Here is a 14,804-nt window from a genome sequence, read left to right as displayed (position 1 = left end):
ACGGCGGATATCACTCTATCTAACCCGCCATACGGCTGTGTCTTCATATTGGTCTAAAATATGCCGACACAGCCCATGACACAGGACAACGCGTCACCCGCCAATATGAGCAACCCGGTTAAACCCCCTGAAGAAGACAGCACCGTCTATAAAACCCTGCTGGAATCCACCAAAGCGATTCCCTGGAAAATAGACTGGCGCACCATGACGTTCAGCTACATCGGCCCGCAGATCGAAACGCTGCTGGGCTGGGCCCCTGAGAGCTGGGTGAGCGCAGGCGACTGGGCCGCGCGCATGCATCCGGAAGACCGTGAATGGGTAGTGGATTATTGCGTGTCACAATCACGCTCCGGGATTGATCACGAGGCGGATTACCGGGCGCTGACCAAGGATGGCGAATACATCTGGATCCGCGATGTGGTGCATGTGCTGCGCAATGCGGATGGCGAAGTCGAAGCGCTGATCGGCTTCATGTTTGATATCAGTGAGCGTAAGAAAACCGAAGAAAAACTGCTGCAACTGCAAAAAGAACTGGAAGAGCTGTCTTTCCAGGATGGCCTGACACGCGTCGCCAATCGCCGCATGTTCGATTCGATCATTCAGGTGGAATGGACCAATGCCAGGCGCAACAGCCAACCGCTGTCCCTCATCATGCTGGATATCGATTACTTCAAACAGTACAACGATCATTACGGACATATTCAGGGCGATGATTGCCTGAAGCAGGTGGCGGAAATACTGAGCAGTGCGGGTACACGGGCGAACGACTTTTTTGCCCGCTTTGGCGGAGAGGAGTTTGTTCTGGTGCTACCGCAGACGGATAGTGATGCCGCCAAGAAAATTGCCGAACGCTGCCGCAAGCTGATTTTCAAGGCGCAGATTCCGCATGCAAAATCCCTGATCGGCCCGGTACTCACCATCAGCGTGGGTGTCGGTACCGTGATCCCTGGTTACCAGGATGAGTCTGTGGATTTTATCAACAGCGTGGACCAGCGGCTCTATCAGGCCAAGCAGCTGGGCCGCAACTGCATCATCAGCGGCAACTGAACCTCAAGGCGCGCTTCTGGGCTCCCACAGTGGCTCGCCGCCTGCATCGAGATAGGTGAGATACACCCGCAAATCGAACTCCAGCTGGTGATAATGCGGCTCCATATAGCAACATAACTGGTAAAACGCCTTGTCGTGGTCGCGCTCCTTGAAATGCGCCAGTTCGTGTACCACGATCATGCGCAAGAATGCCTCCGGCATGCTGCGAAATAGCCCCGATACATGCAGCTCGCGCTTGGCTTTGAGCTTGCCGCCCTGCACCCGCGAGATGGCCGTATGCGTGCCCAGCGCATGCCGCACGATGTGCAATTTACTGTCGTATGCCACCCGGCTGAGTTGTCCGCTATTGCGCAGGTACTCGTCTTTTATTTTCACCACAAAATCGTACAGGCCTTTGTCGGTTCGGATGGCATGCGGCTCAGGGTATTTCGCCAGAAAAATCTCCGCGAGTTTTCCCTGCCGAATAACATCCAGCGCCTGTGTGACAAGGCTGGCGGGATACGCAGCAAGATAATGGGAAGTGGGCGTCAAGGGCAGCATGATAGGCAGGCGAAGTGGGCTGCTGTATTTTACACCGCCCCATGCCGATCGCAGACTATTGCACATCCCCGGCAACTTGTTTAGGCTTGCAGCTCACGCACCCGAAGGGCCTAAAAATAATAAAGCAGGGCATGGGGTTTGCTCACTTCAGGCTGGTTCAACGCCGCCCCATCTCTCTTGAATATTGGCACAACTACATTGCGCGTCGCTCTCGACATCAGCCCTAAAAGCTACGCTACCGGTGCATTAAACCGCGTAGTGGCAGGCTGGTTGTTGCCTCAAACACAGCGTCTGGCCAACCGCATGTGCATGGCGCACATCATGGCACTGGCGCTGCTCGGTTTTTCTGCCATCTCCGCACACGCCCAGCCACAAACCTTGCGCGTCATCTCGGATGATAACTACCCGCCTTATCTGTTTCGCGATGCCAGCGGAAATCTGGAGGGGTACCAGATAGATATCTGGAAACGCTGGGAGCAGGAGACCGGCATCAAGGTCGAGCTGATCGCCACCCACTGGGATCAGGCCCAGCAAGCGTTGCTCAACGGAGATGCGGATGTCATCGACATGATGTTCCGCACGCCGGACCGCGATGCGACTTATGACTTTTCACAGCCGTATGCCAATCTCCCCGTCGCCATCTACAGCCATGCCAGCATTCCCGGCATTGCCTCCGCGCATGACCTGCGCGGGTTTCTGATCGGGGTACAGGCTGGCGATGCCTGTATTGAACGACTGCGGGCGGACTCCGTTACCAACTTCAAGCTCTACCCGGATTACACATCCCTGATCAAAGGCGCGCTGGATGAGCAGGTCAAGCTGTTCTGCATGGATGAGTACCCGGCCAATTACTACCTTTACAAACTGGACCCTACGCAAAAATACCGCAAGGCGTTCCAGCTGTATCAGGGCCAGTTTCATTATGCGGTGAAAAAGGGCGCCACCGACACACTGCAGCTGATTGAAAGCGGCATGGCGCGGATTCCGCGTGAAGACAAGATCGAAATGTTCCAGAAATGGGTAGGGCAATCACCGGTGCTGCTGCCTTACAGCCGCTATATCGCGCCGGCACTGGGCTTGTTGAGCCTGGTGGGGGCCATCGTCCTGCTGTGGATTTTCCTGTTGCGCAGAAGCGTCAAAACCAAAACTGCCGAGCTGGCCAATCAGCACCAGCGATTACAGCAAATTATTGATGGCACGGCGGCTGGGACCTGGGAGTGGGATATACGGAGCGGCGACTGTATCGTCAATCCGCGCTGGGCGGAGATGCTGGGATATACGCCGGATGAGCTGGAGCCTTGCACCGCGGACAGTTGCCGCGCGCTCTGCCACCCGGATGATCTTGAACAGCTGGTACAGGCACTGGAAGCGCATCTCCGAGGGGAGACCGATTACTTTGCCAGCGAGTCGCGTCGCCGCCATAAAAACGGCCACTGGATATGGGTGGCAGATCGCGGACGGGTTACCCGCCGATCACCACAGGGTGAAGCGCTGACCATGAGCGGCACGCGGCTCGAGATCACCAAGCTCAAGCTGGCCGAAACCACGCTGAAGCAGGCGGTGGAACAGCAAAAAATGTTTATCCAGCAGGCACCCATCTGTGTCGCCATGTTTGATCGCGACATGCGCTATCTGGCCTGCAGCAACCAATGGCAAGAAGAATTCGGTCATCAGCAGGGCAGCCTGCTGGGGCTGAACCACTATGATGTGCATCCCGACATCCCGGAAAAATGGCGCCTGGCGCATCAACGGGCGCTGGCCGGCGAACGGCTGGAAGAGGAGGAGGACCTGTGGATAAGAGCGGATGGCCAGCATCTCTGGACCCGCTGGATGATCACGCCATGGATGGATGACAGTCAGACCATACAGGGCATTATCATTTCCTCCGAAAACATTTCCGCGCGCAAGCAGGCCGAAGAGGAGTTACGCCTGGCGCATACCGTATTCGAGCACAGCAGCGAAGCCATGCTGGTGACCGATGCCGATAACAACATCATCACCATCAACCCGGCTTTTAGCGAGATGACGGGCTATTCACTGGAAGAAGTCATCGGCAAGAATCCAAAAATCCTGAGCTCGGGACGCCAGGGCAAGGAGTTTTACCAGGAGCTGTGGAATACCCTGGAAACCTCCGGTGAATGGCGTGGTGAGATCTGGAACCGCCGCAAGAGTGGGGAAGAGTATGCCGAATGGCTGGCGATCAATAATATTTACAGCGAGGACGGCAAGCTGTTCCGTCGGGTAGCGCTGTTCTCGGATATCACCGAGAAAAAACGCGCCGATGCCCTGATCTGGAATCAGGCCAATTATGACTTGTTGACCCAACTGCCCAACCGCCGCCTGTTCAGCGACCGCCTGCAACAGGAGATCAAAAAATCGCAGCACGATCATAGCCAGTTTGCGCTGCTGTTCATTGATCTGGATCGCTTCAAGGAAGTGAACGATACTCTGGGCCATAGTCACGGGGACTACCTGCTGATTGAAGCATCCCACCGCATTCAGCGGCACCTGAAAGAAACCGATACCGTTGGGCGGCTGGGTGGCGATGAATTTACCGTGATCATTGCCAACCTGCCTGACCCCAGCGTGATGACGCTGATCGCGCAGCGCGTGCTGGACGCCCTTGCCGCACCATACGACCTGGAAGGCGAAATCGTCTATCTCTCCGCCAGCATAGGCATTACGGTTTTCCCTGAAGATGCGACCACCAGCGCCGAGTTGCTGAAAAATGCCGATCAGGCCATGTATGAAGCGAAAAAGAATGGCCGCAACCGTTTCAGTTTCTTTACCCCCATGATGCAGGCCATGGCGCAGGCCCGCATGCGCATGATGCGCGATCTGCGCAATGCACTGGCCTTGAGCCAGTTCACGGTCTATTTCCAGCCGATTGTCGATCTTGCCAGTCAGCGCATTCACAAGGCAGAAGCGCTGATACGCTGGCAACATCCGGAGCTGGGCTTTATCAGCCCCGCTGAATTCATTCCGCTGGCCGAAGAAACCGGCCTGATCCACGAGATAGGCGACTGGGTATTCCAGCAGTCTGCACAGCTGGTGAAACAATGCATCCCTATCGTGGGCGACGATTTCCAGGTAAGCGTGAACAAATCGCCCGTGCAGTTCCGCGACCGTGCGCATTCGCATCATGACTGGATGGAATACCTGAGCGGACTGGGCTTGAGCGGGCACAATATCGTGGTCGAGATTACCGAAGGCCTGCTGCTCAATGCCGATAGCGGCATCTCGGACAAACTGCTGCATTTCCGCGATGCTGGCATGCAGGTGGCGATTGATGACTTCGGCACGGGCTACTCGTCACTGTCCTATCTCAAGAAGTTTGATATTGATTACCTCAAGATAGACCAGTCATTCGTGCGCAATCTGTCGGGCGAAGGCGAGGATCTGGCCTTGTGCGAAGCGATTGCCACCATGGCGCACAAGCTGGATTTGCGCGTGATCGCCGAAGGTGTGGAAACGACCGCACAACGCGACCTGCTGGCGCAGATCGGGTGCGATTACGGCCAAGGCTACCTGTTCTCCAGACCGGTGCCGGCCGATGAATTCATGCTGCTGCTGGAACGATCCGCTGCCTGATCATGCCCAACAGGCATGGGCTGCATATCAGCCGTCGCCAGACAAAAACGACAACAAGAGAAGGGAGACACCATGCCCTACAAGTTTTTGATGTTTTACTTTATTTCGCTCGGCATCTGCTCGCTGTCCACCATCTACAAAACCAGCTGTTTCAAGAACATGCTGTGCCGCCAGATATTGGGCAATATGTTCTGGAGCCTGATCCCCATCGCCAACACCTTCAAGGCCGTATTATGGATTTATTCCATGATCGTCGATGCCTGGCGGCGGCGCCGTGGAACAACGCCGCCAGGCTGATGGCGCTATTTATCGGGCAAAGCAGCGTATACGCTTAGGCCGCCATGTAGGCATGCACTTTTTGCGTGAGCCATTCCATGAACGCCAATAAACGCCGCGACAAGTGCCGTCGGTGAGGATAAAGCAGGGACACCGGCATAGGCTCTGGCTTGAATTCCGGAAGCAGTTCTAACAGTTCGCCCCGCTGCAGATAAGTCCGAACCGCCACGAGCGGCACCTGGATAATACCAAGCCCGGCCAGACAGGCCATGCTGTAGGCGGTGGAATTATTGACCGTCACCCGCGCAGGAACCAGGCAATGCCGGCTCACCCCCGCCTCCAGATATTCGAACGCGGAAGGTTTGGCGCCGAGCACCGAAACATAGTGCACCATGTAATGCGCGGCGAGGTCTTCCAGGGCCATCGGCATGCCGTATTGGCGAATATAGGCGGGGCTGGCGCAATTCACCATCTCCAAGGTGCCTAGATGCCTTGCTACCAGGCCCGATTCCGTTAGCACTCCCACCCGGACCACGCAGTCAAACCCTTCACTGATCGGGTCTACCCGCCGGTCCGTACTGCTGAGCTCGATTTCAATGCCAGGATGCCGCTGCATGAATTCAGGCAATTGGGGAATCACGAGGTTATGCGCCATGTTGAGTGGCATATCCACCCGCAAGCGTCCCCGTAGCAGGGTTTCTGTTTGCTGGAAAAGACTCTCCACTTCGTCCACCTCGGCCAGCAGATCCTTGCATCGCTCATAAAACCGCTGACCATCCTGCGTGAGTTGCACTTTGCGCGTCGTTCTATGCAAAAGCCTCGCCCCCAAGCGAGCCTCCAGCTGGGTTACTGCATTTGAAATGCTGCCTTTGGGCAATCCCAGGCTATCGGCCGCCTGGGTAAAACTCGCCAGTTCCGCCACCCGTACAAATACCTGCATGGCATCCAGCTTGTCCATAGCGCTCCATTGACATGAAATTTTGAACAGTATAACTATTTTTCGGCAGTTTATTCGTTCCAAAGATGGCAATAGACTGTTCACCAGCACGATTCATCATCCACTTTCAAAGGAGCATCATCATGACAAGCAAGATTGCGATAGTGACGGGAAGCAGCCGCGGGCTGGGTAAAAGCATGGCACTCAGCATCGCCGCCAAGGGTCAGGACGTCATCCTGACCTATCGCAGCCAGCGCGCGGAAGCAGAAGCCGTGGTCAGCAGCATTGAGGCCATGGGCAGAAAAGCGGTGGCACTGCAGCTGGATGTGGGCGACAGCACTTCTTTTGCGCGATTTGCCCAGGAAGTGAAACAGGTGCTGCAGTCCCACTGGCAGCGCGATACCTTTGATTTTCTGGTCAACAACGCGGGTATCGGTATCCATGTCCCGTTCACTGAAACGACAGAAGAAGCCTTTGATACGCTGGTCAATATCCATTTCAAAGGCGTATTTTTCCTGACGCAGAAGCTGCTGCGGCTGATGGCAGATCAGGGACGCATCATCAATATTTCCAGCGGCCTGGCACGTTTTTCCTTGCCGGGTTACTCGGCTTACGCCGCCATGAAAGGCGCCGTGGAAGTGCTGACGCGTTATCTGGCAAAAGAGCTGGGGCCACGTGGCATTACGGTGAATGTAGTGGCCCCTGGCGCCATTGAAACCGACTTTGGTGGTGGCACGGTACGCGATAACGCCGAGGTCAATAAATTTGTGGCCAGCCAGACTGCCCTGGGACGCGTGGGCTTGCCCGACGATATCGGCCCCATGGTGGCATCGTTGTTATCGGAAGATAACCGCTGGGTAAATGCCCAGCGTATTGAAGTCTCAGGCGGGATGTTTGTATAGCCCGCCCTGAGTATTGCTCAAGGCTCTATCTTGAAACCGGCATCGACCCAGGCATCGATGCCGCCCTTGAGTGGTCGCACCTTGTGGTAACCACGCTTGATGAGCAGCTTGGCCATTTTGGCCGCGGTCACGTCATTGGGGCATGAACAGTAGAGCACGATATCCGTATCGATATCGGTATCAATAAACACGCTATCAATGGTGTCCTCGGTCATGCTGAGCGCACCGGGAATACGGCCATCACCTTGCAGATGGGCAGGTCTGGCATCCACAATCACCGGGCGTGAGCCGCTTTTGAGCATGGTATCCAGCTCATCCACCGAAATGCGCGCCATGCGCAGCGACTTGATAAAGCGGTGCCGCTCCCACCATTTGTTGAGGATGAAGGCCACCAGGGCGATACCCAGCAACAGGGCACCCCATTTGCCCATCTCGCTCAGAATATCCAGCAATTCATCAATGGCGCTACTGAACAGCGTGCCCAGCACTATGGCTGAGCCCGCCCAGATGGCAGCTCCCAGGCTATCAAAAATGATAAAGGTCGTGGCCCGTGTACCCACAGTACCGGCCAGCGCGCTGGACACCGAGGCAAAGCCGGGAATGAATTTGCAGAACAGCAGGGCAGGTGGCCCGATGCGCAGATACACCGACTCAGTCTGCCGCACGCAAGAATCAGGCGACAGGGAAATGCGGCATAGCTTGCTCATGACCCGGCGGCCGAAGCGGCGTCCGGCAAAATACCAGGCCAGATCTGCCAGCAGCGAGGCAATCACGGCAGTCAACAGCAGTTGCGCCGGGCTATATTGCCCCTGCGTGAGCATGGCGCCCGTCACCAGCAGGGTGGGGTAAGCCGGAATAGGTAAGCCGATCTGCTCCAGAAACACATTGGCAAACACAATCAGCAAGCCGTATTGCTGAAGCAGATCAAGCAGATGTTGCATGGACTATCTCGACTTCAGTGCGTCGGCGATCTTCTGATCGGTCTTGTACTGGCTGAGCGCATAAACCGCCCAGATGGTAGCGGGCAGCCAACCGATGAGCGTGGCTTGCAGAATCAGACAGACGATGCCTGCGATGGGACGGCCAATGGTGAAAAATGTCAGCCAGGGCAGGATGAGGGCAATCAGTAAACGCATGTCAGCGACCTATTTGAAATGTTAACGCCCACTATATTAACAGCGTCTGCTGCCTTGCGGACCTGCAAGCTGGACAAGATTGCACATGCATTGCCATGACTACGCGACCTCACCAGCCATACCGGACGCGTACCCAGTGCCCATAGCGCTGATCATGCATACAAGCTTCCAGGAAATCAGGATAATGCTAGCGCTCGCAAGATAACCCTCGCTATAAAAGGAGCCCTCTGTGGAAGCCTGGCAAAACATCAACCTCCTCTCGCTACTCGATACCCTGATCAGCCTCAGTACGGCGTTTGTACTGGGCAGCCTGATCGGCTTTGAACGTCAGTACAGACAGCGCACAGCCGGGCTACGCACCAATGTGCTGGTGGCGGTGGGCGCCGCCATTTTTGTCGACATGGCGAACCGGCTGACCGGGCATGAGGGATCAGTGCATGTGGTGGCGTATGTGGTGTCAGGCATAGGTTTTCTCGGCGCGGGCGTCATCATGCGCGAACAGGGTAATGTGCGCGGCCTGAACACCGCGGCCACCTTGTGGGGCTCCGCGGCGGTGGGCGCCTGCGCTGGTGCCGATCTTCTGCTGGAATCCCTGCTGGGAGCGCTGTTTGTCCTGGCCGCCAATACCCTGTTACGTCCCGTGGTGAACCGTATCAACCGCCAGCCCATGGATACGCCGGCAGTAGAGCTGACCAATACGGTATATGTCATCGCGGCGCGCACCCATCAGAAAGAAGCCATGTATCTGCTGGAGCAGGCTCTGGAGCAAACCGGTTATCCGCTGCAAGCCCTGGTCATGCATGCCTTTGGGGAAAACGAGATTGAAATTGAAGCAACGCTGGCAGCCACCTCGGTCGATGGTCTGGTACTGGATCAGCTGATCGATCAACTCAAGCAGAGCCCGCATGTTGGGCAGGCCTTCTGGAGCCCCAGCACCACGGATTAAGCGAGCGCCTGCTAGCGCGAAAACCAGCGACTGGCATAGAGCGCCAGGCCACTGGCCACGCCGCCGTGCATATTGCCGGTCACCAGCGGCATGTCATCGCCCATCACATTGCGTATCGCCTGCTGTATCACGGGCGATACCGCCGAGCCGCCGGTCAAATAGGTTTTATCAATGCGCACCCCAGCCCCGGCACGGGCCTCTTCAATCACCTTGCGGATTTTTTCGGTGGCCTGGGTAATCGCCTGCTGCATCTGGTCACGGTTCATGCCGAGTTGCAGCTCTGGCGCTACAAAATCCACATTGATATGGGTATCAGCCGCATCCGTCAGCCGAATCTTGGCCTGCTCGGCGCTACGCACCAGACTGTGGGTCAGGCGCTCTCGCCAGACCTTGTACAAGCGGCGGCGCGCTTCATCCGGCTCGCCATGCACCGGCATTTCAAACCGGTTGTAAAAGGCATGCTGGCTGGGAATGCTGTTGACGGAAATGGCATCAAACGCCTTGTGGTGCAACTCTCCATCCTTGCCGAAGTGCGGCATGATCTGATGCCAGCCGATGTGAATATCGAGATCGGTACCGCCGATACGCGTACCGGCATAGGACAAAAGATCAGCACTACGGTCGGCACTGGCGCTGGCATGCGGTCCGACGCGCACCACGGAGCAATCGGTCGTGCCGCCGCCCACATCCACCACCAGCAAGACCTCGTCATTCACCAGGCCATTTTCGTAATCTAGCGCAGCGGCCAGCGGCTCATACATGAAGATTACATCCTGCAAACCCGCTGCCTGCGCGGCTTCGCGCATAATGGTGAGTGCTTGCTCATCTCCGCGTTCGCCGTATACGCCATGGTAGCGAATGGGGCGGCCTATCACCGCCTGCTGCAAGGGCATGCCGCTCGCCGCGCGCGCCTGTTGCATGAGGCGCTCCAGCATACGGCTGATGATGACGGTGAAAAACTCCAGCTGGTCACGGCTGAGGTCGCTCCCCAGAAACACCTTGGGGGACTTCACATACAGCCCATCGGTGGGGCCTTCGGTATGCGCTTGAATGGCGGCACGGCCAAACAGCAAATCACGGGCATCGCCCAGCTGCTGACGCAGCGTCATGCGGGCGTCGTCTTCTTCATCCAGATGGTCCGGGCGCTGGCGATAGACCGCCGAGGGCAGATAAACACTCTCGCCCTCCAGCGGCAACAAGGTCACCACGCCATTCTGCGCAACACCCACCGAAGAGTTGGATGTCCCGTAATCGATCCCGCAATGCATGCGCAGCCCCATCAGACAAAAGAGCAGAATTCTACCATTGGTCGGGCGTGCAACGCCGCCTTGGCGTGCCATCAGACCACAGTCGGCATCCGCTTCCCAAGCGTATGCCTAGCGCCATTTGGCGAGGCTGGCAAGCAATCAATTTTTAAGCCGCATGCCGATCAAGCCACAGGAAGAATAGGCGACTGGGGTAAAATCCCTTGTTTTTGAGTACGCACCATGTGGTTCAAAAACCTGCAGATTTATCGCATCTCCCAATGGAATACCCCAGTCGAAGCGCTTGAAGACCAACTGGCACGCCACGCCCTGCCAGACACCCCCACCTCTGAAATGCAGCAGACTGGCTGGATTGCGCCAGCCGGTCCCGGCAAGCCATTTGTGCATGTGCAAGCTCAGCAAGTGCTGATTGCGCTGTGTGTGGAAAAGAAGATACTGCCCACCAGCGTGATCAACCAATATGCCAAGGCCCGCGCGCTGGAACTGGAAGAACAGCAGGGCTACAAACCCGGGCGCAAACAGATGAAAGAGCTAAAGGAAGCGATTGCCGATGAGCTGCGGCCACGTGCGTTTTCATTGCGCCGCACTATTTATGCATGGCTGGACCTTGCCAATGGCTGGTTTGTGGTGGATGCCGCCAGCGCCGCCCTGGCGGATACCTTGTTGGAGCAACTGCACAAATCGGTGGATGGCTTTTCCTTGCGCCTGATCAAGACCAATCTCTCGCCCACCAGCGCCATGACAGGATGGCTGGCTGGCAGTGAAGCCCCGCATGGCTTCAGTGTGGATCGTGATTGTGAATTACGCGCGCTGGGCGATGACAAGGCCACCGTGCGTTATGTAAGGCATGACCTTGAAGCCGAGGAAATCCGTAAACATATTCAGGGCGGCAAGCAGGTGACCCGCCTGGCCATGACCTGGCGTGACCGCATTGCCTTTGTGTTGAACGATGTGCTGCAGATCAAACGCCTGGAAGTACTGGATGTGTTGAAAGAAGCGGCGGCAGATGTCGCTGCCGAAGAGATGTTCGACAGCGACTTTGTCATGATGAGTGGTGAGCTGAGTCAGCTTCTACCCGAATTATTGGCAGCCCTCGGCGGTGAAGTCGACACCGCCCCAAAACCCCAGGCCGCAGCCGCTTGAACGCTCAAGCGTCGGTGGAGACCGCCTGATCGCTGTGTTGAGGCAGCACGATACCGGATGCCGGATCCTGCAAGGCCTCAATCTCGATCAGCGGCGCCCAGGAGTTAATCGCACCGAACACCGTAGCAAAGGAGACATCGGCCGCATCACGACCCGTGCCCAGGCGTATCAAGCCCAGGCGCGGCGAGATGCCCGTCGGTTCAAACACATACCAGCGATCACCCAGATACACCTCAACGTAGGCATGAAAATCATGCGGGCCACTGGCGGGGTCGGAGCCATAATCGACGCCGGTGACAAAGCGGGCTGGCATATTCAACGCGCGGCACAAGGCAATCATCGCATGTGAAAAGTCACGGCATACCCCGGCCTTCTGTTCGATGACATCCGTCGCGGCGCTCATGCTGTTGGTGCTGCCCGGCAAATAGGCGAGGTTGCCATGCACCCAGTCACATACTGCCTTTACGCGGGCATAACCGCGTGGCAGGTGACCGAACTGCTGGTTGGCAAATGCTTGCAACAGATCTGATTGGCAATAGCGGCTGGGGTAAAGGTAGCGCAGATATTGAATGGGGATATCGGTAATCGCCACTTCTTGTAAGGTGTCGGGAGCTTCCAGCTGATGGTCGACTTCCACCGTCGCCGAATAATGCACTTCCAGCGGGCCGGCCTCGGCCTGGCAACGCACATAGCGCGTGCCATAGAACGTATCCTCGTAGAGCTCATATTGCAATGGCTGGCTGAATTGCAGGTGCTCGTTCATGACAGATTGATTCGCTGTCTGCGCGGCATGCAGATTGAGGATGAAATCGGCCCGGGGGTCCAGCACTTCATATTTGAGGCTGATGGCCAGTTGCATTTTGATCATGATGGTATCTTGAGATAGGGATACCCCATGATACGTTAGTACTTACTCAGGCAGCATCGGCATTTCGCCGATAAGTGTATCCGTGCCATCCTACAAACTGGCAGGTAACAGGGATAGGGGAAGGTCAGGCCGTGGTATTGATATTCTGGCCGAGATGATCAGGCAGGTTCTGGATTTTCGGCAAGGCTTCTATCATGCCAGCGGCAGCGGTGGCCTGTGCATCCAGGGCTTTTTTCAGCACTTCCATGCTAACGGCTTGCCCGGCCTTGGTCTCGGCCATGCTGGCGGCTACGGTGGCACTGGTCACGGAATCCATACAATTCTCCTCATCTACACTACTGTATCGGCAGGCTTTGGGCATTCTTTAGGGCTATCATGAAAAAAACTTGCTCAAGCCCGGCAAAACTTGTTTTGGTACTGGTGGTCTTTTGATTGCAGGGCCTGATTCATCGCGAGCTTCTGCTAGACTTCGCAAGAAGCACTGCCCGTCATTGATACTTCACAGGCTGGCAACGCATTCAACAACGGCCACCGCCCAATAACCCCTATATCCAAGGTCATGATGCTGTCATTCGATAATCGCCTGCTAAACGAACTCCCCGGTGACCCCATACAGGGCGCCCAGCTGCGCCAGGTGCATGGCGCACTCTGGTCGCGGGTGGACGCCACGCCTGTAAGCGCGCCCCGGATGCTGGCGTGGTCACCCGAAATGGCGATCACGTTAGGACTCACTGCGGCGGATATGCAATCAGACGCCATGCTGCAGGCCCTGTCCGGCAATGGCTTATTGCCCGGCATGCAGCACTACGCGACCTGTTATGGCGGCCATCAGTTTGGCAACTGGGCGGGGCAGCTGGGCGATGGCCGCGCCATTTTTCTGGGTGAAACCGTGAATGCCGCTGGCGAGCGCTGGGAACTGCAACTGAAGGGCGCAGGCGCCACCCCATATTCCCGTCGCGCCGATGGCCGGGCAGTATTGCGCTCCTCCTTGCGCGAATTCTTGTGCAGCGAAGCCATGTTCCACCTGGGCATCCCCACCACGCGGGCACTGAGCCTGGTGGCAACGGGCGATAGCGTGATACGTGACATGTTTTACGATGGTCATCCGGAACGCGAGCCCGGCGCTATCGTCTGTCGCGTCGCCCCATCGTTCATACGCTTTGGGCATTTTGAGCTGCCTGCATCGCGCGGGGATATTGATCTGCTGCGCCGCCTGACCGAATTCACCATGCAACGCGACTTTGCCGACATGGCTTTCCCCGCCAATATGCCTCTGCATGAGCGCGTGCCCATCTGGTTTGGCGAGATCTGCCGCCGCACGGCCCTGCTGATGGCGGAGTGGATGCGCGTAGGGTTTGTGCATGGCGTCATGAATACGGACAACATGTCCATACTCGGGCTCACCATTGATTACGGCCCCTATGGCTGGATAGACAATTTTGATCCCGGCTGGACTCCGAACACCACGGATGCCTCCGGCCGCCGCTACTGCTTTGGCCGTCAACCCGATATTGCGCGCTGGAATCTGGAACGGCTGGCAGAAGCGCTGGCGCTGTTGTTGCCCGAGCCTGCGCCGCTTGTCGAAAGCCTGGGCATATTTGACAGCACCTATGGGCAGGCATGGAGCCAGGGCCTGGCCGCCAAATTCGGGCTGCGCGACTGGCAGGACGATGATGCCGCCTTGATGAGCGAAATTTTCGAATTGATGACAAGAGCGGAAGTCGACATGACCATGTTCTTCCGCCTGCTGGGCGATATGGATATGCAAGCCCCCAAAGCTGAAGCATTACGCCCGGCGTTTTATCGTGAAGAGTTGTGGCAGGACTTCCACCCGCCCCTGTATTCCTGGCTGCAACGCTACGGCGAACGACTCAAACACGACAATCTGTCCCAGGAGGCGCGGCAAACTGCCATGCACAAAGTGAATCCACGCTTTGTCCTGCGCAATTATCTGGCGCAGCAGGCGATTGATCAGGCTACCGAAGGCGACACCACCATGCTGCAGCAACTCTTCAGCGCCATGCGGCAGCCCTACGATGATCTTCCGCAGCATGCGGCGCTTTATGCCTTGCGGCCGGATTGGGCTCGGCAGAAAGCCGGTTGTTCCATGCTGTCTTGCAGCTCATAAAGCGCCTGCCTGCACACATCCACAT

14 protein-coding genes are annotated in these 14,804 nt (G+C 56.8%); 7 read left to right on the top strand and 7 right to left on the bottom strand.

From position 1 onward, the window contains the following. The first annotated feature begins 75 nt into the window (after positions 1 to 75). Positions 76 to 1,047, top strand: a complete 972-nt coding sequence (locus ACWWD9_RS00915; RefSeq protein WP_013443430.1) for a GGDEF domain-containing protein — start codon at positions 76 to 78, stop codon at positions 1,045 to 1,047. Positions 1,048 to 1,050: 3 nt separating this feature from the next. Here ACWWD9_RS00915 and ACWWD9_RS00910 read toward each other — a convergent pair whose 3' ends face one another. After that, on the bottom strand, positions 1,051 to 1,587 hold the full coding sequence (locus tag ACWWD9_RS00910) for a YgjP-like metallopeptidase domain-containing protein (protein ID WP_455867429.1): 537 nt from the start codon (positions 1,585 to 1,587) through the stop codon (positions 1,051 to 1,053). A gap of 198 nt (positions 1,588 to 1,785) precedes the next feature. Here ACWWD9_RS00910 and ACWWD9_RS00905 point away from each other — a divergent pair, with 198 nt between their 5' ends. Both ACWWD9_RS00905 and ACWWD9_RS00900 read left to right on the top strand, forming a co-directional pair. Then, a complete protein-coding gene (locus ACWWD9_RS00905) occupies positions 1,786 to 5,178 on the top strand; it encodes an EAL domain-containing protein (RefSeq protein ID WP_455867428.1) in 3,393 nt (1,130 codons plus the stop codon). A 72-nt stretch (positions 5,179 to 5,250) separates the two neighbouring features. After that, the gene (locus ACWWD9_RS00900) at positions 5,251 to 5,475 is read left to right on the top strand and encodes a hypothetical protein (RefSeq protein WP_013443433.1); all 225 of its coding nucleotides are present in this window, start codon (positions 5,251 to 5,253) and stop codon (positions 5,473 to 5,475) included. A 34-nt stretch (positions 5,476 to 5,509) separates the two neighbouring features. Here the strand turns inward: ACWWD9_RS00900 and ACWWD9_RS00895 are convergent, their stop codons facing one another. Further along, on the bottom strand, positions 5,510 to 6,412 hold the full coding sequence (locus tag ACWWD9_RS00895) for a LysR family transcriptional regulator (protein WP_455867427.1): 903 nt from the start codon (positions 6,410 to 6,412) through the stop codon (positions 5,510 to 5,512). Positions 6,413 to 6,534: 122 nt separating this feature from the next. Between ACWWD9_RS00895 and ACWWD9_RS00890 the strand changes: the two genes are divergently transcribed. Further along, entirely contained in the window at positions 6,535 to 7,293 is a 759-nt protein-coding gene (locus ACWWD9_RS00890; RefSeq protein ID WP_455867426.1) for an SDR family NAD(P)-dependent oxidoreductase, read from the top strand. Positions 7,294 to 7,310: 17 nt separating this feature from the next. Here the strand turns inward: ACWWD9_RS00890 and ACWWD9_RS00885 are convergent, their stop codons facing one another. Both ACWWD9_RS00885 and ACWWD9_RS00880 read right to left on the bottom strand, forming a co-directional pair. Next, complete coding sequence (locus ACWWD9_RS00885; RefSeq protein ID WP_013443436.1) at positions 7,311 to 8,234, bottom strand: DedA family protein/thiosulfate sulfurtransferase GlpE; 924 nt, start codon at positions 8,232 to 8,234, stop codon at positions 7,311 to 7,313. A gap of 3 nt (positions 8,235 to 8,237) precedes the next feature. Further along, positions 8,238 to 8,429 (bottom strand): YqaE/Pmp3 family membrane protein, encoded by a 192-nt coding sequence (locus tag ACWWD9_RS00880; RefSeq protein ID WP_013443437.1) that lies wholly within the window; start codon positions 8,427 to 8,429, stop codon positions 8,238 to 8,240. 229 nt (positions 8,430 to 8,658) lie between these two features. Here ACWWD9_RS00880 and ACWWD9_RS00875 point away from each other — a divergent pair, with 229 nt between their 5' ends. Then, complete coding sequence (locus ACWWD9_RS00875; protein ID WP_015831184.1) at positions 8,659 to 9,375, top strand: MgtC/SapB family protein; 717 nt, start codon at positions 8,659 to 8,661, stop codon at positions 9,373 to 9,375. An 11-nt stretch (positions 9,376 to 9,386) separates the two neighbouring features. Here the strand turns inward: ACWWD9_RS00875 and yegD are convergent, their stop codons facing one another. Then, the gene (gene yegD / locus ACWWD9_RS00870; protein WP_041370596.1) at positions 9,387 to 10,643 is read right to left on the bottom strand and encodes a molecular chaperone; all 1,257 of its coding nucleotides are present in this window, start codon (positions 10,641 to 10,643) and stop codon (positions 9,387 to 9,389) included. A 219-nt stretch (positions 10,644 to 10,862) separates the two neighbouring features. Here yegD and ACWWD9_RS00865 point away from each other — a divergent pair, with 219 nt between their 5' ends. Next, positions 10,863 to 11,783, top strand: a complete 921-nt coding sequence (locus tag ACWWD9_RS00865; protein ID WP_455867425.1) for a recombination-associated protein RdgC — start codon at positions 10,863 to 10,865, stop codon at positions 11,781 to 11,783. A 4-nt stretch (positions 11,784 to 11,787) separates the two neighbouring features. Here the strand turns inward: ACWWD9_RS00865 and ACWWD9_RS00860 are convergent, their stop codons facing one another. Continuing rightward, complete coding sequence (locus ACWWD9_RS00860) at positions 11,788 to 12,651, bottom strand: transglutaminase-like domain-containing protein (RefSeq protein ID WP_013443442.1); 864 nt, start codon at positions 12,649 to 12,651, stop codon at positions 11,788 to 11,790. 124 nt (positions 12,652 to 12,775) lie between these two features. Further along, on the bottom strand, positions 12,776 to 12,967 hold the full coding sequence (locus tag ACWWD9_RS00855) for a YjfB family protein (protein ID WP_013443443.1): 192 nt from the start codon (positions 12,965 to 12,967) through the stop codon (positions 12,776 to 12,778). Between the two features lie 246 nt (positions 12,968 to 13,213). On the opposite strand from ACWWD9_RS00855, the gene ACWWD9_RS00850 reads away from it, so the two are divergent. Beyond that, a complete protein-coding gene (locus ACWWD9_RS00850; protein WP_455868122.1) occupies positions 13,214 to 14,779 on the top strand; it encodes a protein adenylyltransferase SelO in 1,566 nt (521 codons plus the stop codon). Positions 14,780 to 14,804: the final 25 nt, after the last annotated feature.

The organism is Methylovorus sp. SPW-M1 (genome assembly GCF_053848825.1).
The sequence above is the reverse complement of the archived record's forward strand: the minus strand, read 5'-3'. Positions and strand labels throughout refer to the sequence as shown.